Below are 22,792 nucleotides of genomic sequence, written 5' to 3'. Positions count from 1 at the left end.
CGATAACGAAGAGACCAAGCAGGCTGCCGAGCTTCTGAACCGTCGCGACGCGAAATCCCCTGCCCCGTGTTGCTGTGTGCTGCACGCTCCTTCCGGCCGCTCTCCCATTTTGGCACTCCCATTCGTCCTCACGAATTCGTGTGCAAGCAAAGAGCGTTTCGGACGCCTGCATCGAGCCATGGCGAACAGCCGACTACTGAGAAGGTCGCCTTGACACCCCAACGGCCTCCCCTGTAGGACACCTGGGCATACTGACGCTTTCAGAATCTTGCCAGGGGCGGTGATCTTTGGGGGTCACGTCACTCTCCTAGATTGCGGCAGTGAAGCTGATCCACGGACCCCCTTATGTCGCCTTCGCCCGCTGTACGAACCTACTCTTTCGGTAACTGGCTCATCGATTGCCAGCGGAGAGAGCTGAAGTGCGACAACATCACGGTCCCGATCGGAAGCCGCGCATTCGAGATTCTCGAGAAACTGGCGGGTTGCGCCGGTCACCTGGTGACCAAGGATGATTTGATCGGAAGTGTCTGGTCAGGCCTGGCCGTCGAGGACAACACGCTACAGGTCCATATCTCCGCCGTCCGCAAGGCGCTGGGCAAAGATCGCGATCTCCTCAAGACGATCTCGGGCCGTGGATACACCCTCGCCGGGACCTGGCGAAGCGGGCATTTGGATCAGCCCGCAGCGACATCGGTATCCGTCCCGGCCATCGAATCCTTTTCGAACAACCTGCCGAACACGCGCGCTCCTCTTATCGGGCGCGAGGATTGCCTGAGCGAAATTGCCGAACTTATGTTCGCATATCGGGCCGTGACTTTGGTCGGCCCGGGAGGCATCGGGAAAACAAAGCTGGCCATCGAACTTGCGCGCCTGGTCGCATCCTCATTCGATGGTGCGGTGGCGCTGGTCGAGCTCGCGACCTTGCATGATCCGGCACTTGCGACATCGACCACCGCGCGTGCGCTCAAGCTTGCCCTGAGTGACAAGGAGGTTTCGGCCGCCTGCATCGCGCAGGCTATCGGGTCACGGCGTCTGCTTCTCATCTTGGACAATTGCGAGCATGTCATCGACATCGCTGCACAGATCGCGAGTGCTGCACTTCGCTATTGTCCCAATGTCACTATTCTTTCGACCAGTCGGGAAGGCCTCCGCATCGATGGCGAATACGTTGCGGCCATCCCGCCGCTGTCGGTTCCGGACTCTGGTTTGCGTGATCCCGGTGTGCTGTTGCAGGCAAGCGCCGTGCAGCTCTTCGTCGCTCGCACACAGTCGCTACGCGCGAACTTCTCTCCAGGCGCGGACGATCTGCTGAAAGTGGCTGCCATCTGTCGCCGGCTCGACGGAATTCCGCTCGCGCTGGAATTCGCCGCGGCTCAGACCGCGAATCTTGGGGTAGACACGGTCTTGCTTCGCCTGGACAGGCGAATGGAGTTGCTGAGCGGCGGCCGCAGGGACCAACTGCCGCGGCACCAGACCCTGCGAGCGACGCTGGACTGGAGCTACGATCTGTTATCGCCCGACGAGCAAAGGCTGTTGTGCTGGCTCGCGGTGTTTCCAGCAGGTTTCACACTCGATGCGGCCATTGCAATGATGGACGACGCGTTGTCCCGGTCGGACGTCATCGAAACACTGTTCAATCTGGTCGGAAAATCGCTGGTCTCGCTCGATCCCTCCTTCGAAGGGCGGTGGCGTCTGCTGGAGACCACCCGCGCCTATGCTCTGGAGAAGCTGGCAGAAGCAGGGCTCTGCGCGCAGGCCAGCAGACGGCATGCGGGCTTTCTCAGGCAGCTCATCATGCCACCTGGCGATGCCTCCCCCGCCTCCGACGATCTCACTCGCCTTGCCCAGGAAATTGGAAACGTGCATGCGGCGCTCGACTGGGCCTTCGCACCCGGCGGCGATGCCGCGCTCGGCGTAGAGCTGACAGCCGGCTTTGTGCCGGTGTGGATGCAACTGCTGTCCTTCATGGAATGCTCGACCCGGATCGAGCACGCTCTCGCCCATCTTGACGGAGAGCTGACCTGCAATCCAAGGCTCAAGGCGCAGCTCTATGTCGCGCTGGGGTTCGCGCTTCTCAATACGACAGGCTCGGCGGAGCGCATGAAGGCGGCTCTGAACATCGGCCTTGCGCTCGGCGAAGAGCTGTCCGATCTCGAGCTTCAGCTCAAGGCTGTTTGGACGCTGTGGAGCTATAATCTCAACTCGGGCCAATACGACGCGGCCAAGAGTGTCGGAGAGCGATATCTGGAGATCGCCCTTCGCACGGGAAACCCCGCCAACGAGACGGTCGGCCGCCGCCTGATCGGCGCCGCCACCCATTTTTACGGCGCGCAGGAGGAAGCTCGACGCGAACTGACCCTCTCCCTGAACCACTCGGCTCACGGATTGAAGGACGGCGCGAACCAGATGTGGTTCCTGCTCAACCAGACCGTCCTGGCAAAGGCCATGTTAGCCCGCGTGCTGCTGCTCCAGGGAAAGATCGCCCAGAGCAGATCCCTGGCCGCGGAATGCCTCGAGGAGGCGCAGCGTGAGAAGGACAAGCTCGCGATCGCTTACGCGCTGCGGAACGCCGTGTGCCCCATTGCGCTGATGACGCATGATGTCGCCACTGCCGATCAGGCGATAGCGTCTCTCCTCGAGCTCGTCACGCGCGAGGGAATAGCTTTCTGGACGAGCTGGACGTCCTGCCTGAAGGGGCAGTTGCTCGTCCTGCAAGGCAGACATCACGATGGAATAGATCTGCTGCGCAGCGGACTGAAAGCGCGGGCCGAGAACGGCTGGCTGATGCGCAATCCCGAATTTCTCGGATCGCTCGCCGAAGGACTGTTCGCGGTCGGCGAGAGTGCGCAGGCCCTGGCCGCCGTGGAAGATGCCCTGGCCATCTCCCGGCAAGGCCAGCAATTGTGGTGCCTTGCTGATCTGCTGCGGATCAAGGGCGAGATCCTGCTTGCCGATGGCTCGTCAGATCGGTCCCGCTCGGAAGTCCTGTTCTCCGAGGGCCTGTCCGTTGCCAGAGAGCAGCAATGCCGCTTCTACGAGCTGAAGGTCGCGGCAGCCTGGGCAAGGATCATGGCGGCGTCGGACCGCCAGCAGACCGCGCTTGATCTGGTCGGTCCAGTCAGCGCTCTGTTCGATCGGGAGGTCGATCTTCCCGCGCTCGCCTTTGCGCGCGGTCTCGCTGCAAGTCCGGGCATCTCGATTTCGACAGGCGGCGACGACCGGCCCCCGTCCTGCACCTGCCACTAGGTTGCTGATCTTTCGACCGGCACGACATGTCCTGCAGCGCTGGACCAACCCTCACACTCAATCCTCCGGATCGTACCAGATGAGCATCTCTCGACGACAGGTCTTAGGCGGTGTTGGCGCGTCGGTGTTTTCGCCCGGCATCATCCGCGCCCAGGGCACGAGACCGATCAGGATCGGCGAGATCAACTCCTATAGCAGCGCGCCCGCGTTTACCCTGCCCTATCGTCGCGGCTGGCAGTTGGCGGTCGAACAGCTGAATGCGAATGGAGGTCTCCTCGGGCGTGAGCTGCAGGTCATCAGTCGGGACGACGAAGGCAAGCCGAGCGTCGCGCTGCGTGCCGCCGAAGAACTGGTGCGGCGGAATGACGTCGATCTTCTGGCAGGCGCATATCTGTCGAATGTCGGACTGGCAATCAGCGACTTCGCCCGGCAAAACCGGATCCTCTTCGTGGCGAGCGAACCGCTCACCGACGCCCTCGTTTGGGAGCAAGGGCATCGATATTGTTACCGGCTCCGCCCCTCGACATACATGCTGGCAGCCATGCTGGTGGAGGAGGCAGCTCAATTGAAGGCGACGCGGTGGGCGACGATCGCGCCGAACTACGAATACGGACAGTCGGCCGTAAGATGGTTCACGCAGCTTCTGAGCCGCCGCCGTCCCGACGTCGAGTTCATCAACAGTCAGTGGCCGCCGCTGGGCGCCATTGATGCCGGCGTGGTCGTTAACGCCCTCGCGCAGCAGAAACCCGAAGCGATCCTCAACGTCACCTTCGGACCCGATCTCGCCAGATTTGTCCGGCAAGGCAATGATCGCGGCCTGTTCGAAGGGCGACACGTCGTGTCGTTCACGACCGGCGAACCCGAATACCTTCTTCCCCTCGGGCAGGACGCACCGGAGGGATGGATCGTGACCGGCTATCCGGTGACCGAGGTCTTGGATCACGCCAACAGCGCCTTCGTGTCGGCCTATTCCGCGCGATATGGCGAGGCTCCCACGATGGGATCCGTGGTCGGTCACGCCTTGATCAGCTCCATCGCGGCGCCGATCGCAAAGCTCGGGAAATTCGATACCGAGGCGATGGCCGACGGCTTTGGCAATGTCGGCTTCGAAACGCCATTCGGCCCGGCGATTTGGCGTTCCATCGACCATCAGAGCACCATGGGGACCTTCGTCGGCCGCACCACTGTACGGGGCAACAAGGGCGTGATGGTGGACTGGAAATACCGGGACGGTGGAACGATGCTGCCGCCCGACGCCGAAGTTTTGAAGCTACGCCCGGCAACGTGAAGCGCTGGTACGGCCAAGGCTACGCCAGCCGACGTGTCATCCCCCGATCCGCACGCGGTGCGACGAGAGTCCTGTAGCGGCGTCGCCTCAGCATCCCGGCGGCAAGATCGGCGACACTCCCGGCGTTGGCGCCGCGCCTGAGGCGTTGGCCGGCAACACGGTCGCAGGCGCTGCGAGGTTCATCGAGACTCCTTCCGCGCAGGCCGTGCTGTTCGGGCTCGGCATGACGGCGGCATTTGGATCGATGCCGGTACCGCCGGCGGCGCTGGTGTCCGCCAGGATCGTGCCGGGCGCGAGACTGGACGGCACTTGCGGGATCGAGAGTGGCAGGGACGCAGCGCTTGTCGCGAGCCCTCCCGGCGTCGAGCTGCATGCGACCGTCGTCCCCGTTCCCGCCGGTGCCGCTGCGGGAATCGTTCCGATGGAGCTGCCGGTTTGCCCTGTGACCGGCAATAACGGAGCGCCGATGCCTGACGCTGACGAGCCGATGCTCGATACGATCGGGGTCGCCGGCACCGGCATCGAGGACGTCAATGGCGTGGCGCAGACGACGACCGTACCCGGCGTCGTCGGATCCGAGGCGAGCGGAACAGGCGCCAGCGTCGTGTCGGGAACGCCAGGCTCGGTTGTTGCGGAAAAGGGCCCCGGACTATTGAGCGGCGAGGTCACGATCGCACCCGGTACGGTTGGAAGGCCCATCGCCGTGGTGCCCATCGTTGAGACCTGCGCCTCACTCGAAGAACAACCCAACAGCAGCGCAATCATTGTTGCGAGCACGATCCGGATCATCTCTATGCTCCTAACTGACCTCGACCTTGCGAATGGTGACCTTGCTGCCCTCCGCCAGGTTCACCGCCGGATTGAGCACGACCTGGTCGCCGGGCTGTAGGCCCTCGCGCACTTCAATTGTGGTGCCCAAGTCCCGCGCGATCGAGACGTGCTGCAGATGAACGGTGCCATTCCGCACGACCGCGACATGAAGACCGTTCTGATCGAAGACGAGCGCATCGGACGAGACGGTCATCGACGGTGTCTTGCGCGGGATCGACAGCTCGACCGTGCAGTAGATACCGGGACTCAAGGCACCGTCCGGATTGGGCACGTCGATCTCGGTCAGCAGAGTCCGGCTTCCCGGCTGCAATGCGCTTGCGATGCGTGTGACTTTCCCCGGAAACGTCCGCCCCGGGATCTCGGGGACGCGAATATCCGCGTCGACGCCCGGCCCGACTCCGAAGGCCTCGTCCTGCGGCACGAAGACCTGGGTTCGGATCACGTTGGAATGCATCAGCGTGAACATGAAGGTCGACCCGGCCTGCACCAGGCTGCCATTGTCCACGTTGCGCTGTGTGATCACGCCGTCGAACGGCGCCACCACGCGCTGATAAGCCTTCTCCTGCTGGAGGACCCGAATCTGGGCCTCCTGCGCCGTGATGTTCGACTGGGCGACGCCCACGGCCGCCTGCTGTGCGCGCAGGGTGAGACGATCGTTGTCGCCCTGCTGTGCCGTCAGCCAGCCTTGCTTGACCAGATTGCTGTCGCGCGCGTTGGTGACGTCGGCAAGCTCCCGGCTCGCTTGGGCCTGCTGCAAGGCGGCCTGGTTTTGGGCCAACGTCGCCTGGGCCTGGGCGATCTGCTGGTCGAGCTCCGGAGCGGTGATTGCCGCGAGAAGATCGCCTTTCTTGACCCGATCGCCGATATCCACATAGCGCTTTTCGATATAGCCACTGGTCCGCGCGAAGATATTGGCTGCCTCGAACGCGGTCGTCGTCGCCGGCAAGGTAACCTTCATCAGGTCGCCGCTGGGCCGGACCACCGCCACCCGCACTTCCGGAATGGCGGTTCTCACCTGCTCCGCCACTGCAGCGACCTCACGCGCCGCCTGATAGTGCCGCCAGCCGCCGATGCCGAGACCGCCCGCGAGCAGCAGCAGCATCCCTCCTCCGAGCAGCGCGCCGCCGTAACGGCGTCCGGATGGTGCGGCCTTGCCGGGGAGCTCGACGATGCGGCGGCTCTCCGCATCGGGCGGGTCCCTCGCCTCGTCATCATTGGTCCGCACACGAACGTCGCTCATTCCGGTTGCTCCTCGAATACGCCGTGGTGAGGCTTGCCATCGTTACCTTTGCGCAGCATGGCAAAAAGGTACGGCACGATCAGCAAAGTCGTCGGGGTCGCGAACAGAAGTCCGCCGATCACCGCGCGCGCGAGCGCGGCGTTCTGCTCCTCGCCCGGACCTCCGAGCGCCATCGGGATCATGCCCACGATCATCGCGGCAGCAGTCATCAGGACCGGACGGATCCTGGTGCGGCCCGCGCTCAGCGCCGCCTGGAACGCGGAATGTCCCTTCAATTGCTCATCACGCGCGAACGTCACGAGCAGGATCGAATTCGCGGAGGCAACGCCGACCGCCATGATCGCCCCCATCAGCGAAGGCACGTTCAGTGTCGTTCCGGTGATGAACAGCATCGTCAAGATACCGCACAAGGTCGCCGGCAGCGCCATGATGACGACGAAGGGATCGCCGAAGTTCTGGTAGTTCACGACCATCAGCAGGTAGACCAGGATGGCGGCAAACAGCAGGCCGATTCCGAGATTGCGGAACGACTGATTCATGCTCTGGATCTGTCCCAGGACCTGGATCGAGTTACCCGGCTGGAGCTGCTTCTGGAGTGTGGACGTGACCTTGTTGATATCGGCCGCGACGCCGCCGAGATCGCGACCCTGGACGCTCGCATAGACGTCAAACACCGGCTGGACGTTGGCCTGGTTCGAATTGGTGGGGACACTCCCCCGCTTGAACGTCGCGACATTGCTGAGGAGGCCTGGCACCGTCTGCCCGCTCGCGGCAAGCGAGGCCGACACCGGCGTGTTTCCCAGTGCGTTCAGCGAATTGGCCCTGTATTCGGGCGTCTGCACGGCCAGGTAATACGGGATGCCCGACGTCGGATCGGTCCAGAAGTTCGGCGAGACCTGCGCCGACGAGCTGAGGCTGACATTGATATTGGTCGCCACCGTGCTGGCGTTGAGCCCAAGCTGCGCCGCCCGCGTGCGGTCGATGTCGGCATAGAACGCCGGAGCATCGACTTCCTGCTGCAGATGCGCATCGACGACACCGGGGATCGCCGCGAGGCTCTTCTGCAGCTCCTTGGCCACGGCCAGATTGTTGTCGCCATAGCCAACCGTGCGGACATCGATCTGCGCCGGAAGACCGAAGTTCAGGATCTGCGTCACGATGTCGGCCGCCTGGAAATAGAACGTGTCCTCCGGGAATGCCGCCGGCAGCACCTGGCGCAGTTTCCTGACGTAGTCCGCGGTCGGCTTGTGTCCGTCCTTGAGCGACACGAGAATGGTGCCGTCGTTCACACCGATCGTCGAGCCGTCGGTGAATGCGAGATTGTAGGGACGCGCCGGAAGCCCGATATTGTCGACGATCAGCGCCCGGTCCCGCTCCGGAATCACTTGGCGGATCTTGTCTTCGACCGCCTGGAAGATCGCTTCCGTCTTCTCGATGCGGGTGCCCGCGGGCGCGCGAACGTGGAGCTGGATCTGGCCGCCGTCGATCAGGGGATAGAAGTCCCTGCCGACATAGACGAACATGGTGGCCCCGAGCGCCAGCACCAGCACCGCGACGACCGGCACGACAACGCGACGCCGAAGCAACGTCAACAGCAGGTCGGAATAGCCGTTGCGCAGGCGTTCGAATCCGCGCTCGAACATCGCAGAGGCGCGACCGAAGATGCCCGAAGGGCTTCCGCCCTCACCATGGCGCCGTTCGCCTTTCAGCAGCAGGCCGATGGTGATCGGCGTCAGTGTTCGCGACAAGGCATATGATGCCAGCATTGCGAACACCACCGCCAGACCCAGCGGGGTGAAGAGGTATTTGGCCGGCCCTTCCAGAAAGACGACCGAGGTGAACACACAGCTGATGGCGAGCGTGGAGACGAGCGTCGGCACCGCGATTTCGGCTGCCCCGTGCAGCGTCGCATCGGGCAACGGCATGCCTTCCTCGGTCCAGAGCCGGTGCGTGTTCTCGATCGTCACCGTGGAATCGTCGACCAGGATGCCGACCGCGAGTGCTAGCCCGCCGAGCGTCATCGTGTTCAAGGTCTCGCCGAGACAATACAGCACGACCAGCGAAGACAGCATCGCCAGCGGGATCGAGATCAAGACGACCAGTGTCGATCGCCACGATCCCAGAAACAGCAGGATCATCAGTGCCGTGAGGCCGGCCGCGATCGCGCCCTCGCGCAGCACGCCATCGACCGAATGGGTGACGAAGACCGACTGATCGAACAGCTCGTTGATCTTCAGCCCTGCAGGAGCCGACGCGCGAATCGAACTCAAGGCCTTCTTCACCCCGTTGACGACAGCGAGCGTCGAGGCATTTCCGTTCTTGATCACGCTGAGCAGGACGGCGCGATGACCGTCCTCGCGCACGATGTTCTGCTGGACCTGGGAGCCGTCCCGGACCTGGGCCACGTCCTTCAGGAAGATCGTGGCCCCGTTCACGAACTTGACCGGGATCATGTTGAGATCCTTGATCGAGGCCGGCGTGGCGTTGGTTCGAACGGTGTACTGGGTGTCGCCGATTTTCGTCGTGCCGGTGGGCAGCGTCAGATTCTGGGTGTTCACCGCATTGACGATGTCGAGCGGCGTCAATCCGCGCGACAGGAGCTTGTTCGGATCGATGTCGACCATGATCTGGCGGTACTTGCCGCCGGCAGGCGTGGGCAGCGTCACGCCCGGAACAGGCGCCAATTGCTGCCGGATACGGTAGATGCCGAAATCGTAAAGTTGCTGCTCGTTCAGACTATTGGACTCGAGGCTGAGCTGGAGCACCGGCACGCTCGACGCATTGAACTGCACGATGATCGGCGGCTGAATGCCCGGCGGCATCAGGGCGCGGATCGCGTTGGTTGCCGATACGATCTGCGAGATCGCGAGATCGAGATTCACGTCCGGCTGGAAGTAGATCTTCTGAACCGACAGGCCGTTGAGGGTTTGCGCCTCGATGTTCTTGATGCCGCTGACATTGGCGCTGATCGAATACTGGCTGTAGGTGCTGACCCGCTGCTCCATCTCGGGCGTCGACAGGCCGGTGTAGCTCCACACCACCGTGACGACGGGAATGCGGATCTCCGGAAAAATGTCCGTCGGCATCGACCAGATCGCGATGCCGCCGAGAAACAGGATCAGCGCCGCAAGCACATAGAACGTGTGCGGAAACCGTAGCGCGAAGCGAACAATTCCCATTGGTGGTTCTGCCTGAAGCAAGTTGCGCGGGATCATTGAACAGATGAGGACGGGAGAGCATCCGTTCAAATGAAAACGAATTCAGATGCTCCGCGGCAGGACAGACATCATTCGTACCGGCATCACCGCTTCTCGATCGCTCATGGAGCGGTGAGCTCCCGCGGCCGTGAGCCCGAGGCGCCGTCGGGGCGCTTGCGTGCCGCATCCTGCGCGGCAAGAATTGCGGCTCGCCTGACCTTGGCAAAGGCGCGGATCTCGATCTGCCGAACCCGCTCGCTGGAGATCGAAAGCTCGAAGCCGAGTTGGTCCAGCGTAACCGGGCATTCCGCCAGCCGCCTTGCCTCCAGAATATGACGCTCGCGCGCCGTGAGCATGCCCAGCGCAACGCGCAAGGCGTTGGTACGGCGCTCCGTCTGCTCATGATCGGCGAGCACCGTCTCCGCGTCGATCGCCTGATCGACCAGCAACGCTTCCCATTCGGTTCCTTGCTCGTCGTCGCCAACGCGCGCGTTCAGCGACATGTCACCGTTCAGGCGGGAATCCATCTCGATCACCTCACGCGCCGTGACGTCGAGCCTTTCCGCGATGGTCTCGGCGACATCGGGCGTGAGCGCCGCCATCGCGCCACCCGCGGCTTTCCTCATCTCGCTACGCAGCTTGAAGAACAGCTTCTTCTGCGCTGCCGTCGTGCCGATCCTGACCAGAGACCAGGAGCGCAGGATGTATTCGTGAACCGAGGCCTTGATCCACCAAACCGCATAGGTGGAGAACCGCGCACCGCGGCCGGGTTCGAAGCGTGACGCCGCGATAACGAGGCCGAGATTTGCCTCCGCAATCACATCGGCCAAGGGCAGACCGTACCCCTTGTAGCCGCGCGCCACCTTGGCTGCGAGCCGGAGATGGCTCGTGACGAGCGCGTTCACGGCACCTCGGTCCCGCGTCTCGCGCCAGCGGCGTGCAAGCTGCTGCTCGTGACCGGGCTCAAGCAGTTCATAGCGCTTGATGGCCGCGGAATAGGCGCTGAGGAAGGAGGGCGATGGGGCTCCGGCCGCGACAGCCATGGCACCATTCCTCACGCCTTCGGGGCGGATCTGCATCTGTCACTCCCACATACGAAACCGGCGAGCGGACTCTAGGAAGCCTCCGAAGGCGGAGGCCACTGAATTGAGCGTAACAAACCTGAATTCGCCTTCAGACATTCGGCATGTCACTCGGCATGTCATGGCATCGAGAACATCACGCATCATGAGGGGCATCACATCTGATTGACGGTTGCGAGAGTTGGGGTCCGGGACCGGCATGCGGCGGCTTTGCTCGCCCTCCCGGTCCAGGCAAGGATCTCGATCCGCCCGCCGGGAGCCGGACCGATGATCAATCGAAAGCCATGCAGCTTGACGATGGCAGCCACCAGGCTCAGTCCCAGCCCAACCCCCGGCGTATTGCGCATCTTGTCGGAACGATAGAATCGCCGCAGCACCGCTTCGCGCTCCTGCGTGCCGATGCCGGGTCCGGTGTCACTTACGCGCACGAGCGCCGTGTCGTCTTCCGACACCAGTTCGAGCCTCACCTGGCCGCCGGGCGGCGTGAACTTGACGGCATTGTCCACGAGATTGGCCATCGCTTCGAACAACAGGTCCCGATCGCCCCACACCTGCACATTGCGATCGATGACGACGCCAAGCCCGATGCCCTTGTCTTCGGCGATGGGCTCATAGACGTCGCACACCTCGCGCAGGATCTCGTCGAGCGCAACGTTACCGAAGCCGGCGGTGCGGCGGCTGTTCTCGATCTCGGTGAGGCGCAGCAAGGCGGTGACGATCGCGAGCGACTGATCGATTCCGGCCATTGCCTTGTCCGTAACCTCCTGGAGCTGCTCCAGGGTGGTCGCATGCGTTCGGCCGCGCTCCAGCGCCAGGCGTGCGCGCGTGAGCGGCGTCCTGAGATCATGGGCGATATCGTTGCCGACACCGGCAAGCGCGTTGATCATGGTCTCCATCTCGGCGAGCATGCCGTTGACGATCCTGGCCAGTCGCGCGAACGGATCGTCGGAATTGTCCTCCGGCAGCCGCTCGCGCAACTCCCCGGCCACGATCCGCTGTACCCGCTGGTTCACCTCCTCCACGCGTCTCTGGGCGCGAACACTCAGCCAGGCTCCGGCCAGCAGACAGAGGCAGAACGCCGGCAGCAGGCCAAGCGCGAGCGCCTGCCCTACGACACTCGATATCTCGCGCGTCTCATCGACGTTCCGTCCCATCACCAGGACATCGCCGTTCTCAAGACGCCTGCCCACGACCCTGATGACCGGTCCGTGGACCGCCGATTTCTCAATGAGGTCGAGCCGCACACCCTGCGCCGCTCCGCCGAGATCGAGTGCGCGCGGCAAGCTGTCGATGTTGCCGGCAAGCCGGGTGCCGGCACCGTTGAAAAGTCCCGCGTACTGCACGCCTCTGGAATCCTGCTCGAGATGATCGGAGATCGCTCCGATGCGGCGCGCCGACGGCAAATCGGCGATGAAATTGATCCGGGTCATGATCATGCGGTCGGATCGCGCGATCAGATAGTCATCGAGCTTCCAATAGATGAACGCGAACAGCCCGACCACGAACAGCGCAAACGCGGCCGCCACCGCCAGGGCCCAGAGGAACGTGTTCGAACGGATGAACTGAATTTGGCGCATCGAACCGGCTACTCGATATTCGTCCGAGATGTGCTCCGCGAGCCCCTGGGTTTCGCGTCTCTATGCGCGCGAACGCAGAATGAAGCCGGAGCCGCGAACATTGTGGATGAGCTGCGTATCGCCGGGACCATCGACCTTGTGGCGCAGCCGGCCCATATGCACGTCGATCAGATTCGTCGTTGCCGGAACGAACTTGTAGTTCCAGACCTCTTCGAGCAGCATCGCGCGCGTGAGCAACTGATCGCTCCGGCGCATCATGTATTCGAGCAGGCGGAACTCGCGCGGCAACAGGTCGATCTCGCGCTCGTCCCGTCGCGCGGTCCGCTCGATCAGGTCGAGCTCCAGCGGCCCGACATGCAACGTGGTCTCGCGGCTGTCCATCGGACGGCGCAGCAATGCCTCTATCCGTGCGACAAGCTCGATGATCGCGAACGGCTTGGTGAGATAGTCGTCTCCCCCCATGCGCAATCCGCGCACCCGATCGTCCACGGCGCCGAGCGCACTCAGAACCAGCACCGGTGTCCCGACCCGATCCTTGCGCAGGGCCTCGATGACGGTCAGCCCGTCCATTCCGGGCAGCATGCGATCGACGATCATGGCATCCGGACACGCCGCGCGCGCCCGATCGAGACCGTCGACGCCGTCAGGGGCCCATTGGACGTCAAAACCGCGATCGGCGAGTTCGGCGACGATCACCTCGGCGGTTTCGGCATCATCTTCGATCAGAAGAATCCGCGTCATGATCCTGCTCCCACGTTCTGCGAGGCGTTTCGGCCTGCGGCGGAGGAGCACGGGCTCGGCGGTCCGGAGCGTCATGTTCAATGCCCGCCCGCTCTGAACGCGCGGCGCCGCGCCAGCCTGCCATAGGCCACTCGTTGTCTGACGAGATAGTCCTGCGGAGCATGGGGCACCACTAAATAGCGATTCAGGAAGCGCGCCGAGCCCGTCGCCAACAGGGCCAGCGCGATGGCCATACGTCTCGCTGTCGTCGTGATCATCTTCCGCCTCCATTCTGAACTGCGCTTTCATGAACATATGCCTGCGATGCGCTCCCCGTTACTCTCAAGGCAACGGATGTTGCGCATTCGCACGATCGTGCTTGCAGCGCCGCGCCGGGTCACAGGCCGTTGAAATCAGGTGAGCAATTCGTGCATTTGGACGACGCCCGGCCGTCCATACGTTGATGGTGAGCCGCTTGGTCGGCCTGATGTCATCAAAGGAGAAGCCGAAATGACCACTCTCAAACTCTTGTCGACGGGATTGATTGCAGCCGCCGTGCTCGGGGCACCCGTCATGGCGCGCGAGCACCATTCCGTCATGCGACAGCCCGCGATGACAACCGATACGGCCGCACCGGATGCGCCCTTCTATCAGCAGGGAGGCCGCGTCTGCGTTCCTGCGCCGCGCGTCGGCGCTTTCGCGACGGCGCCGTGGACCGGCAACAACGTGCCTTGCGAGCCCGGCACGGGCAGCTTCTGATCACGGCATTTCCCTGGCCGGCCGGGCGCCTCGGTCGGCCGCTCCTCATCGAACGAAGGGGGCGGGCTGGAACGTTCAGCCCGCCCCCTTCTGTGAGCCGCGGCCCCCGCGGCAGGGTCAACTTCCCTACCGGTGCGCCTCGTTCCTGAAGTCGAATTTAGTGGGATTGCCGCGCATCGCTCCTACCTCTCCTTTCATCACGAGCCTTGTCATCAGGAGCTTTTGGCGACGGCACGACGCGGAAGCGGACTGCATGGATGACCAGGCAGATCGACACGAAAGGAGTGTCCCATGAAACGAGCAATCATGATTTTGGCAACGGCGGCGCTTGCCTCGACCCTGGCCATCGGAGCGGCCGAGGCGCACGGCGGTGGCGGCGGCGGCGGCCACGGTGGTGGCTTTGGCGGCGGCGGCCACGCCAGTTTTGGCGGTGGTGGCTTTGGCGGCGGACATATGGGCTTCGGCGGCGGCGGCGCGCATTTCGGCGGCATGGCGCGTGATGGAGGCTTTGGCGGCGAACATCTCGGATTCGGCGGTCATGCCGGCAACGGCGGCATCGGCCTGCGCCAACATGCGTTCCACCGCTTTGGTCGCGATCGACCCGGATACGGATTCTACGGCGCCTATCCAGATTGCTACGATTGGTACGAGTTGCACCCCGACCAGCCGTTGCCGCTGAGCTGCAGTTAGTTTGCACACACAGCGCTCCGCCGGGGTCCAGAACCTACCGCGGAGGTTGCGGCGGCGCCCGCCCGCTCACGATTTGGCCGAGCCTGGCTCGGCCATTTGCGATGCTGCTTCGCCAATGAGCTCTAGGAGGGGCGGAAGCCCGGAGGCATCGTTCGCCAGACTTTATCTTTGAGGCAATAGGCACGGGCGCCCTCGGGAATATCTTCGGCGGCGCCGCCCTCATATTGCTCGTAAAGGAGCGCCGGGAACAGCCTCCCTTTGATCACCTTAATCATATCACCACGTCGAATGTCCGCGCCGGCTGTTCCCGTCAAAACCGACATGATCCCTCGCGAAGCGCACGTAGGATGCCAAACGAGCTCGTCGACCGGACGCGCTTGTCTGAAGCTATCTCGAAGCGGAACGGTCTTCCAATAACCCGAAAGGACTACTCCCTGATCGGGCTGCCCTTGCGGCCTGATGCCGAAGAGTCTGCGAAGATCCGGCTGCGGAGCGCGCGCAAGGCGCCTGGTTCTGAGGAGTTGCGTATCTCAAGTCCGAGCCGCACAGGTCCTAGCTCGTTTCTTGGCAGCAGCGGCCCCGCCAACGCGGTTACAATATAGCGGGGCCGCCTGCCCTACGGACGTCGGTGCTTAACCTGGGCCCGAAGGCCACCAGATTTTACCCCGAGCCGCCGAGAACGCGGATTGGTCGAAAGAGGCACCCATTTCGGAGCGTCCCGGTCTGTCAGACCAGCATCCTGCTTTCGACAGCACCTCTTTCTGAAGCGCAAGTGGCGCGACCGGACCGACTATTCGACGGTCACCGACTTCGCGAGATTCCGCGGCTGGTCCACGTCGGTCCCCATAATCGCGGCACTGTGATAGGCAAGGAGCTGTAGCGGCACCGCGAGAGCCAGCGGCGCCACGATCGGGGGCATATCCGGTAAGGCCAGGACCGAGCAACCACTGGACGCGGCGAGTGAAGCACCTCTCTCGTCGGTCAAGAGGATAATGCGGCCCCCGCGGGCGATCACCTCCTGCATGTTCGACATGGTCTTTTCGAACGTCGCGTCGTACGGCGCAATGACGATGACCGGCAAGCCCTTGTCGATCAGCGCGATCGGTCCATGTTTGAGCTCACCGGCCGCATAGCCCTCTGCGTGAATGTAAGTGACCTCCTTGAGCTTGAGGGCTCCCTCCAATGCCAGCGGATAATTGGTGCCCCGGCCTATGAATAGAGCGTCTCTGGCCCTGGCGATCTCACGCGCGAGCTCATGGACTTTCGGCTCCAGTTCGAGCGCGCGGGCCATATAGTCTGGAATCTCGGCAAGGGTCCGGACGAGTGAGCGCTCTTCTTCGGCCGAGAGCACACCGCGACTGCGACCGGCAGCGATTGCAATGCAGAGCAAGATTGCCAGCTGACAGGTGAACGCCTTTGTCGATGCGACCCCTATTTCCGGACCGGCCAATGTGGGCATTACGATGTGGCTCGAACGAGCCATCGTCGAGGTTTGCACGTTGACGACAGCGAGAACGCGCTGGCCGTGGGTCTTGGCGAACTCCAACGAAGCGAGCGTGTCGGCCGTTTCGCCGGACTGCGACACGAAAATCGCCAGATTGCCCGCGCCGAACGGAACATCGCGATAGCGGAACTCCGAAGCAATATCGATCTCGACCGGGAGCTTGGCGTAGCGCTCGAACCAGTACTTCGCAATCAGACCGGCGTAGAAGGAGGTCCCGCAAGCTACAATCGACACGCGATCGACTGTCCTGAGGTCCGCATCCACGCCCGCCGGCAACCTGATTGTCCCGTCGCGCGCGATATATTGCGCAAGCGTCTGCCCAACCACCTTCGGCTGCTCGTGAATCTCCTTCGCCATGAAGTGGCGATGCTCGCCCTTGTGAACAATCACGGCGGCACCGGCGATTTTGGCCGACGTACGGCGCAGGCGCGCGCCGTTCACGTCGATAAACTCGATCTGCTCTCGGGTCACAACGGCGAGATCGCCGTCCTCAAGGTAGGCGACAATATCCGTCAGAGGCGCGAGCGCGATCGCATCCGAACCCAGGAACATTTCGCCGCAACCGTAGCCGACAGCAAGCGGCGAGCCCTTTCGGGCACCGATCAGGAGATTGTCGTGCCCCTCGAACAGGAAGGCGAGCGCGAACGTTCCGCTCAAGCGCGGGAGCACCTTACGCACCGCTGCGACCGGCTCGTATCCGTTCTTCCGCTCGCGGCTAACGAGATGCGCGACCACTTCGGAGTCGGTTTCGGTCGCAAAATGTGCACCAGCCGCTTTGAGATCATTGCGCAACTCTCGATGGTTTTCGATGATCCCATTGTGCACGATCGCCACACCATCAACCATGTGAGGATGCGCATTCGTCTCATCGGGACGGCCGTGCGTTGCCCAGCGGGTGTGACCAATTCCGACCCGCCCGGCAAGCGGCTCCGAGTCGAGCCGACTCTTGAGGTTCACGAGCTTTCCGACCGCACGACGTCGCGTCAGCGAACCGTCCTCGAGAGTGGCAATACCGGCTGAGTCATATCCGCGATATTCAAGCCGCTTCAGCGCATCCAAAAGAAGAGCAGAGGCTGGGCCCCGCCCGACGACACCAACAATTCCGCACATGGCCTCTCTCCGAGCAACTACCAACGGGCCCACCAAGCGCAACCACGATTGCGGGCAATCTCCTAACGCGACGGCATCGGCCTGGCCCCCTCACCTTTGGCCTGCCCTGCTGCGCATGCTTCGGCGAGACGCTCAAGCTAGCCGCCTCCCGGCCGCCCGCGCGCCTGGCGAATATCGTCGACAACATTGGCGAGTAGTATCGTGGGACGCGAATTCTAGCACGCGCAGCCGCCGATTGTATGATGATGACGGAGTAGACCTCATGCCCATAAGCTCCGCACTTGATCACTACACCGACGCACGCATGACCAATCGTTCGGTTTGCCGCGGCCCGTTCGAGAGCTCGGCGACGATGCGATTGAGCTGATGAAGCGCCGGGATTTGCGCTGACCGGCGCAGATTGAACGCGAGATGCTCTTTCCGAAACATCGAAAACAGTGAGATCCCTGCCGAGTTCGTTGCCAGCGCATAATCCACGACGAAGGCAGCAGCGATCTCGGTGAGGTCACCCCGGTATCCCATCTCGTAAAGGCCGTTCAGTATTTCCTTCTCCGATCCCAGCCTCGCGACAAGCGGATCGACGCTCGAAAATGATCCATACGTGACAAACGTCCTGCGCCGCGCAATCTCCGTCGACCTCTGAAGATTCGGCTCGAGCGGATTATTCGCGATCTGTATCAGCCGGTATGGTAGCGATTCATGGAGGTCGTCAATTCCACCCTCGTTATTGCCCGCAATCGAAATGGCGCGGGCCTTCCCGTCCTGGACGATGCGCTCGACCGCTCGAATGATGTCTTCGCGAACGACCTCTTCGCGCGTGGGACGGTGGAGAGCAAGCACGTCGACATAATCGGTGCGAAGCCGCCTCAAGCTGTCCTCGATGCTCGTGCTGATCAGCTCGGCCGATAGCGGCACTTTGAAGGGCTTGGACTTCATTGCGGAGAGGCGCGGTTGGATCCCGGGAAACACCGCAAGAGCGGCGCGCGCGATCGGCTTCAGGATCCGCTTAACGGCGGAGGTATCACGCGGGCGCATCCCGACCTTTGTGCAGACATGGACGCTGCGGCGCTTCCTGGATACGAACTGGCCCAAAATAGACTCGGCCATCCCATCGCCATACGAAGGCGCCACGTCGTACCAGGTTATTCCGGCGTCGTACGCGCGCTCGAGCCCCTCGGTTCCTCTGCGAGCCCCAACGCGCCCCCCGAGCGACGCGCAGCCGAAACCGATGCTCGATACATTCGCGCCGAGAGCATCAACACGGACCATCTTCATCGCAAGCACCCCTGACCACGCCGTTTGTGCTCAAGTCACCGACGTCGATCGTTCGACAGCGCGTACTCCAAGCCGACGGCCACGTCGGGCAAGCCAGCCGCTGAAACAACTCTGCAGGTTTGCCTGGCTTCATCTTCATGCAAATGGATGATGACGGGGTTCGCTCGGACATTACATACGCTACGCCCCTGGAATTTGAGACAGTGGCGAGGATGCACGGGAGTAATCCGTTCGAGCGGCCGCTGGCAGCTAGGCTCCGCCGCCATCGTCAGCTGCGCTCATTTGCGCAATCGAGATGCGGCGCGATTGAGAGTTAACTTACTGCGATCGATGGCGCCTTCTTCGCCGTTCGAACTCCATCTAACTTGGACAGCGAATGTCATCTCGCTCAGAGCAAGTTGCCGACGACGTCCTGGTGACCGGAGCTGCTGGCTTCATCGGTTTTCATGTTGCCCGTCGACTGCTCGATGAAGGGCGTCGTGTCGTCGGATTGGACAACATCAACAGCTACTACGATCCCGCCTTGAAGCGCGCGCGTCTCGACATTCTGCGCCGCGATCCGCGTTTTTCCTTCGTGCAGATTGACCTTGGACATCGGTCGACGATGGCCGAGTTGTTCGCAAAACATCGTTTTGCGAGAGTGGTCCATTTAGCCGCTCAGGCCGGCGTCCGGCATTCGATCGATCAGCCGCACGCCTATGTCGACGCCAATCTTGAGGGATTCCTTAACGTCCTCGAAGGCTGCAGGCATAACGCCTGTGGTCATTTGATCTACGCATCATCATCGTCCGTCTACGGCGCCAATGCCGAGTTGCCATTTTCGACCCGGCATAAAGCCGACCACCCTGTCAGCTTCTATGCCGCGACGAAGAAAGCCAACGAGCTGATGGCCCATTCTTACAGCCACCTGTACCGACTCCCGGTCACCGGCTTACGATTCTTTACTATCTACGGCCCGTGGGGCCGGCCCGACATGGCGATATTCCTGTTCGCCGACGCGATCGTCAAAGGCAAGCCGATCAAGCTCTTCAACCATGGCAGGATGCGGCGCGACTTCACCTATGTCGACGACGTCACGCGCGTCATCTCGCGGCTGATCGAGCGCGCTCCGGAGGACAACGCCGATGCGGCGGGCGCACCGGCCAAGCTCTACAATGTAGGCAATAACCGCCCGGAAGCGCTGATGCACGTCCTCGAATTGATCGAGAAAGAGCTCGGACGAACCACGGCGAAGGAAATGCTGCCAATGCAGCCTGGGGATGTTCCGGAAACGTTTGCCGACGTTGGCGATCTCATGCGCGATACCGGGTTTTCGCCCTCCACCCCTATCGAAACCGGCATATCCAATTTCGTCCGCTGGTATCGCGACTACTACCGGATATGATTTTTCGAGATCATCTCCCCAAGGGTCAGACCGTCCGCTCCCGATCGATCGGAGTATCGGCTGCAACTTCTGCGCGGCGGTGATGGACGACCAAGCGGGACTTGCGAAGAAAAGAGCGCGGCCCCGGCGGGGGCATTGGGGATTCGCAGGGCCGGGGCCGCAACGCTGCGCCGAAGTGGGCTCCGTCGACGCAACATCATCGTAGTCCTCGAGAAGCAATTGTTCATTCTGAATTCGTGATCATAGAGATCAACGTCGGGGTACCCATCAATGATGATTGAGCCCTCCTAGAATAGCCGCTTGCTATGCGCGCCCCTGCGATGCGAAATCTTGACCGTGATGCGGGGGGCTCGCTGCAGTCATCGGAATGTTCGCGTTGTCCGGAGACATCCATGCCGCGGTATTTCTTTCATATCCACGACGGTCATTCAGTGCTCGACGATGTCGGACTTGATCTCCCCGACATTTCCGCGGCGCGGACCACTGCGATCGAACTGAGCGGCGAGATCCTCAAGCACGACGTGATGGACCCACTCCTGCATTACATTTCCTGGCAGGTGGAAGTCAGCGACAGCCCCGAGCTTGGCGGCCGGTCGCTGTTCGTTCTTCAGTTCTCCATCGAGGGATAAGAGACCGAAAACGCAGCTTTGCCGGCGCTTGCGCAATCTGAAGGTGCAATAGTCGCTCGGCTCGGCTTCGGCGAAATGCCCGCATATCGCACTGCAAACAGTGCGAGATGATGTCTTAGCGCTCCCCGTGCACCGGATCCGATCCAGCATGCGCCGGTTTGTCCTGCGCCGAATTGGCGCGGTCATCCTGCGAGATGGCGAGGGCCGCAAGCGCAGTGCGATTGCCGATTTCAAGCTTCTGGAAAATGTTGTGGAGGTGAACCTTGATGGTGCCGTCTGCAATGTTGAGCCGGCGGCCGATTTCCTTGTTGGACAGACCACGAGAGACCAGGCGCATGATCTGCCGCTCGCGCTCGGTGAGCACCGCGAGCGCACTTTCCGGATTCGGACTCTGCTCGCGAGGCGCGGCCTGATCGGTGGGTGATAACGGAACAACGGTCTGGCCGTTGGCAATGTCTCGCAAGCCTTGCACCACGGCTTGGCCTGTCATCTCCTTGAGAAGGACACTGTACCCGGCGGGGGCGCCCGCCAACACAAGATCATAGTCCTCGCTGGGCGCGAAGAACACAAACCGCGTTGGTCGGCTGTCCGAATGGCTGAGCGAATTGTTCATCAGCGCGGTCAGTTCCGGCATTGCCGCATCCATGATCGCTATGTCGGGCGCAAGCGTCAAAATTGCCTGGATGCAACTCGCAGCATCGCTGCAGGATGCAACGACCTCAAAATCGGATTCTGAACCGAGAACACTTGCGAGACCCTGCAAAACCATTGGGTGTCGGTCTGCAATCACTACAGTCGCACGACGCATCGGGCGCTCCCTAACCTGCCGCCCCCAAAATTCCCGCGATTGAAGCTACAGGCCCCCGCCCTTGCCGCTCCAACATCAATTGATCACCAACAAATAAACTTCGAGCAATTCCCTAAAGTATCATTTGGCGTAGCGGACCTATGAGGCAAATGACCGCACGAGTCTGTGATCGCAATATACATCAAGTTCGCCGGATCAAAGGGCCGTATGAACCCGGTGGTCACGGCTCACAACCGCTGGAGAGCGGTCTTGCCACTTGGCAAGTTCGAAAGCATCGCGATGGAGCAAGGCTTTCGCGAACGGATTCACCCGCTCAGGGCGAACATTCAAAGGTTGAATCAGTATTCTCTTTCGCCCCCAAGTCAATCTCCGACGACCATTCACCAACAGCTTGGGGACCCATCGGCCTATAACGAAAGGTATATAGGCAAAATCGAAAGATCGAATCTAACCTTCAGCAATTATTAACTAAACGGCGCCCGACTTCTGTAAATCAGAAAAAACGGGCTATGGAATGCTTTGTTCCTTTTCCTGCGTGTTTTTCATTCAAGTTGTGTCATTGCGTTGGTTGCGGAGGGTAAGATGAGGAGGCGGCAATCCTGCAAAGTTGTTTTGATCGGACGAAACATTTTGCTGCGAGAGGGAATTTCTCAAATACTGCATGCGGCAGATTTTCAAATTGCGGTGTCGGCCTCGAGCACCGATGAAGTTACAAGCACACTCCAGGCACATCAGCAGCTCCTGTTTGTGATTATCCACAGCACCGGCGAATTCGATGCAGCCATGAAGCACATCGGATTTGTAAGAGAGAACTATCCGGATGCGCGCGTAGCGATCGTTTCGGACCACTACCGGCCGGATGAGTTGATCGCGGCCTACAAGGCCGGCGCCAGCGGCTATTTCGTCGACGTCAATTCATGCGACGCTTTCATCAAGTCCATCGAACTCGTGACGATGGGCGAGACGGTGTTTCCACCGGCTTTTCTGTCATTCGTGCTCGATAGCGGTTTCGATCGCGAGCCTCAGCTTCAGCCAGTGATCGAAGAGCGATCAAATCTCCTCGTTGCGGCCGAAGAACGGATAGCACCTCATCTGTCACCGCGAGAGCGGGCGATTCTCTCCTATCTGATCGAGGGCAATTCCAACAAGTGCATTGCGCGAAAGATCGATATTGCCGAGGCGACCGTGAAGGTTCACGTCAAGGCGATCCTGCGCAAGATACGGGTCCAGAACAGGACGCAGGCCGCAATTTGGGGAATGAACAACGGATCACTGGTGCGGGTCTCGAATGGTCACGCGCTGCCGTTGTCAATCGATCGGGAACCTACGCTCAGCCTCGTGTCAAGCGACCGCGGACGTCACGAAATCGGCGCCGCAGAGCCGGACTAGCCTGGCGGATCGGCCTGACGCCCATCAAGCCCTCAACAAATGCCGGGCGGCGCCTATACGCGC

18 protein-coding genes are annotated in these 22,792 nt (G+C 61.8%); 7 read left to right on the top strand and 11 right to left on the bottom strand.

Going from position 1 to position 22,792, the window contains the following annotated elements:
- Nucleotides 1-345 precede the first annotated feature (345 nt).
- Both ABIA90_RS02675 and ABIA90_RS02670 read left to right on the top strand, forming a co-directional pair.
- Nucleotides 346-3,246 carry an ATP-binding protein gene (locus ABIA90_RS02675; RefSeq protein WP_354117182.1) on the top strand — a complete coding sequence of 967 codons (2,901 nt, stop codon included), beginning with the start codon at nucleotides 346-348 and terminating at the stop codon, nucleotides 3,244-3,246.
- Nucleotides 3,247-3,325: 79 nt separating this feature from the next.
- Nucleotides 3,326-4,534 (top strand): ABC transporter substrate-binding protein, encoded by a 1,209-nt coding sequence (locus ABIA90_RS02670; protein ID WP_354117181.1) that lies wholly within the window; start codon nucleotides 3,326-3,328, stop codon nucleotides 4,532-4,534.
- Between the two features lie 87 nt (nucleotides 4,535-4,621).
- On the opposite strand, the gene ABIA90_RS02665 is transcribed toward ABIA90_RS02670, so the two are convergent.
- From ABIA90_RS02665 to ABIA90_RS02635, 7 genes are all read right to left on the bottom strand, one after another.
- Entirely contained in the window at nucleotides 4,622-5,323 is a 702-nt protein-coding gene (locus tag ABIA90_RS02665) for a hypothetical protein (protein WP_354117180.1), read from the bottom strand.
- A gap of 10 nt (nucleotides 5,324-5,333) precedes the next feature.
- Nucleotides 5,334-6,605 (bottom strand): efflux RND transporter periplasmic adaptor subunit, encoded by a 1,272-nt coding sequence (locus ABIA90_RS02660; protein ID WP_063984307.1) that lies wholly within the window; start codon nucleotides 6,603-6,605, stop codon nucleotides 5,334-5,336.
- Nucleotides 6,602-9,784, bottom strand: coding sequence for an efflux RND transporter permease subunit (locus ABIA90_RS02655; protein ID WP_354117179.1), 3,183 nt, complete (start codon nucleotides 9,782-9,784; stop codon nucleotides 6,602-6,604). Before ABIA90_RS02655 ends, ABIA90_RS02660 begins: the two co-directional genes overlap by 4 nt.
- Before the next feature lie 140 nt (nucleotides 9,785-9,924).
- On the bottom strand, nucleotides 9,925-10,845 hold the full coding sequence (rpoH, locus tag ABIA90_RS02650) for an RNA polymerase sigma factor RpoH (protein ID WP_208089358.1): 921 nt from the start codon (nucleotides 10,843-10,845) through the stop codon (nucleotides 9,925-9,927).
- 194 nt (nucleotides 10,846-11,039) lie between these two features.
- Nucleotides 11,040-12,461: a sensor histidine kinase gene (locus tag ABIA90_RS02645; RefSeq protein ID WP_354117178.1), complete on the bottom strand. Its 1,422-nt coding sequence runs from the start codon at nucleotides 12,459-12,461 to the stop codon at nucleotides 11,040-11,042.
- A gap of 60 nt (nucleotides 12,462-12,521) precedes the next feature.
- Nucleotides 12,522-13,202 (bottom strand): response regulator transcription factor, encoded by a 681-nt coding sequence (locus tag ABIA90_RS02640; RefSeq protein WP_354117177.1) that lies wholly within the window; start codon nucleotides 13,200-13,202, stop codon nucleotides 12,522-12,524.
- Between the two features lie 77 nt (nucleotides 13,203-13,279).
- Nucleotides 13,280-13,459 (bottom strand): hypothetical protein, encoded by a 180-nt coding sequence (locus ABIA90_RS02635; RefSeq protein WP_166097357.1) that lies wholly within the window; start codon nucleotides 13,457-13,459, stop codon nucleotides 13,280-13,282.
- A 232-nt stretch (nucleotides 13,460-13,691) separates the two neighbouring features.
- Between ABIA90_RS02635 and ABIA90_RS02630 the strand changes: the two genes are divergently transcribed.
- Nucleotides 13,692-13,940, top strand: coding sequence for a hypothetical protein (locus ABIA90_RS02630; RefSeq protein WP_354117176.1), 249 nt, complete (start codon nucleotides 13,692-13,694; stop codon nucleotides 13,938-13,940).
- A gap of 291 nt (nucleotides 13,941-14,231) precedes the next feature.
- Nucleotides 14,232-14,630 carry a hypothetical protein gene (locus ABIA90_RS02625; protein ID WP_135215372.1) on the top strand — a complete coding sequence of 133 codons (399 nt, stop codon included), beginning with the start codon at nucleotides 14,232-14,234 and terminating at the stop codon, nucleotides 14,628-14,630.
- 122 nt (nucleotides 14,631-14,752) lie between these two features.
- Here ABIA90_RS02625 and ABIA90_RS02620 read toward each other — a convergent pair whose 3' ends face one another.
- From ABIA90_RS02620 to ABIA90_RS02610, 3 genes are all read right to left on the bottom strand, one after another.
- Complete coding sequence (locus ABIA90_RS02620) at nucleotides 14,753-14,953, bottom strand: hypothetical protein (protein WP_014496380.1); 201 nt, start codon at nucleotides 14,951-14,953, stop codon at nucleotides 14,753-14,755.
- 467 nt (nucleotides 14,954-15,420) lie between these two features.
- Nucleotides 15,421-17,244 (bottom strand): glutamine--fructose-6-phosphate transaminase (isomerizing), encoded by a 1,824-nt coding sequence (glmS, locus tag ABIA90_RS02615; RefSeq protein WP_354122419.1) that lies wholly within the window; start codon nucleotides 17,242-17,244, stop codon nucleotides 15,421-15,423.
- A gap of 288 nt (nucleotides 17,245-17,532) precedes the next feature.
- Entirely contained in the window at nucleotides 17,533-18,519 is a 987-nt protein-coding gene (locus ABIA90_RS02610; RefSeq protein WP_354117174.1) for an aldo/keto reductase, read from the bottom strand.
- Between the two features lie 376 nt (nucleotides 18,520-18,895).
- Between ABIA90_RS02610 and ABIA90_RS02605 the strand changes: the two genes are divergently transcribed.
- Both ABIA90_RS02605 and ABIA90_RS02600 read left to right on the top strand, forming a co-directional pair.
- The gene (locus tag ABIA90_RS02605; RefSeq protein ID WP_354117173.1) at nucleotides 18,896-19,903 is read left to right on the top strand and encodes an NAD-dependent epimerase; all 1,008 of its coding nucleotides are present in this window, start codon (nucleotides 18,896-18,898) and stop codon (nucleotides 19,901-19,903) included.
- Nucleotides 19,904-20,295: 392 nt separating this feature from the next.
- Nucleotides 20,296-20,532 carry a DUF6894 family protein gene (locus tag ABIA90_RS02600; RefSeq protein ID WP_028147263.1) on the top strand — a complete coding sequence of 79 codons (237 nt, stop codon included), beginning with the start codon at nucleotides 20,296-20,298 and terminating at the stop codon, nucleotides 20,530-20,532.
- Nucleotides 20,533-20,647: 115 nt separating this feature from the next.
- Here ABIA90_RS02600 and ABIA90_RS02595 read toward each other — a convergent pair whose 3' ends face one another.
- Nucleotides 20,648-21,340, bottom strand: coding sequence for a LuxR C-terminal-related transcriptional regulator (locus ABIA90_RS02595; protein WP_354117172.1), 693 nt, complete (start codon nucleotides 21,338-21,340; stop codon nucleotides 20,648-20,650).
- 582 nt (nucleotides 21,341-21,922) lie between these two features.
- On the opposite strand from ABIA90_RS02595, the gene ABIA90_RS02590 reads away from it, so the two are divergent.
- Nucleotides 21,923-22,729: a LuxR C-terminal-related transcriptional regulator gene (locus ABIA90_RS02590; protein ID WP_063984316.1), complete on the top strand. Its 807-nt coding sequence runs from the start codon at nucleotides 21,923-21,925 to the stop codon at nucleotides 22,727-22,729.
- Nucleotides 22,730-22,792 lie beyond the last annotated feature (63 nt).

This window comes from Bradyrhizobium sp. LA6.8 (assembly GCF_040547935.1).
Taxonomy (GTDB): Bacteria; Pseudomonadota; Alphaproteobacteria; order Rhizobiales; family Xanthobacteraceae; genus Bradyrhizobium; species Bradyrhizobium barranii.
The sequence above is the reverse complement of the archived record's forward strand: the minus strand, read 5'-3'. Positions and strand labels throughout refer to the sequence as shown.

What these genes read in the sequence shown, in the direction of transcription:
- ABIA90_RS02640 (WP_354117177.1), bottom strand. Translation starts at nt 13,202, where the DNA reads ATGACGCGGATTCTTCTGATCGAAGATGATGCCGAAACCGCCGAGGTG.
- ABIA90_RS02590 (WP_063984316.1), top strand. Translation starts at nt 21,923, where the DNA reads ATGAGGAGGCGGCAATCCTGCAAAGTTGTTTTGATCGGACGAAACATT.
- ABIA90_RS02645 (WP_354117178.1), bottom strand. Translation starts at nt 12,461, where the DNA reads ATGCGCCAAATTCAGTTCATCCGTTCGAACACGTTCCTCTGGGCCCTG.
- ABIA90_RS02595 (WP_354117172.1), bottom strand. Translation starts at nt 21,340, where the DNA reads ATGCGTCGTGCGACTGTAGTGATTGCAGACCGACACCCAATGGTTTTG.
- glmS (WP_354122419.1), bottom strand. Translation starts at nt 17,244, where the DNA reads ATGTGCGGAATTGTTGGTGTCGTCGGGCGGGGCCCAGCCTCTGCTCTT.
- ABIA90_RS02605 (WP_354117173.1), top strand. Translation starts at nt 18,896, where the DNA reads ATGTCATCTCGCTCAGAGCAAGTTGCCGACGACGTCCTGGTGACCGGA.
- ABIA90_RS02630 (WP_354117176.1), top strand. Translation starts at nt 13,692, where the DNA reads ATGACCACTCTCAAACTCTTGTCGACGGGATTGATTGCAGCCGCCGTG.
- ABIA90_RS02675 (WP_354117182.1), top strand. Translation starts at nt 346, where the DNA reads ATGTCGCCTTCGCCCGCTGTACGAACCTACTCTTTCGGTAACTGGCTC.
- ABIA90_RS02625 (WP_135215372.1), top strand. Translation starts at nt 14,232, where the DNA reads ATGAAACGAGCAATCATGATTTTGGCAACGGCGGCGCTTGCCTCGACC.
- ABIA90_RS02660 (WP_063984307.1), bottom strand. Translation starts at nt 6,605, where the DNA reads ATGAGCGACGTTCGTGTGCGGACCAATGATGACGAGGCGAGGGACCCG.
- ABIA90_RS02655 (WP_354117179.1), bottom strand. Translation starts at nt 9,784, where the DNA reads ATGGGAATTGTTCGCTTCGCGCTACGGTTTCCGCACACGTTCTATGTG.
- ABIA90_RS02670 (WP_354117181.1), top strand. Translation starts at nt 3,326, where the DNA reads ATGAGCATCTCTCGACGACAGGTCTTAGGCGGTGTTGGCGCGTCGGTG.
- ABIA90_RS02620 (WP_014496380.1), bottom strand. Translation starts at nt 14,953, where the DNA reads ATGTCGGTTTTGACGGGAACAGCCGGCGCGGACATTCGACGTGGTGAT.
- rpoH (WP_208089358.1), bottom strand. Translation starts at nt 10,845, where the DNA reads ATGGCTGTCGCGGCCGGAGCCCCATCGCCCTCCTTCCTCAGCGCCTAT.
- ABIA90_RS02600 (WP_028147263.1), top strand. Translation starts at nt 20,296, where the DNA reads ATGCCGCGGTATTTCTTTCATATCCACGACGGTCATTCAGTGCTCGAC.
- ABIA90_RS02610 (WP_354117174.1), bottom strand. Translation starts at nt 18,519, where the DNA reads ATGAAGATGGTCCGTGTTGATGCTCTCGGCGCGAATGTATCGAGCATC.
- ABIA90_RS02635 (WP_166097357.1), bottom strand. Translation starts at nt 13,459, where the DNA reads ATGATCACGACGACAGCGAGACGTATGGCCATCGCGCTGGCCCTGTTG.
- ABIA90_RS02665 (WP_354117180.1), bottom strand. Translation starts at nt 5,323, where the DNA reads ATGATCCGGATCGTGCTCGCAACAATGATTGCGCTGCTGTTGGGTTGT.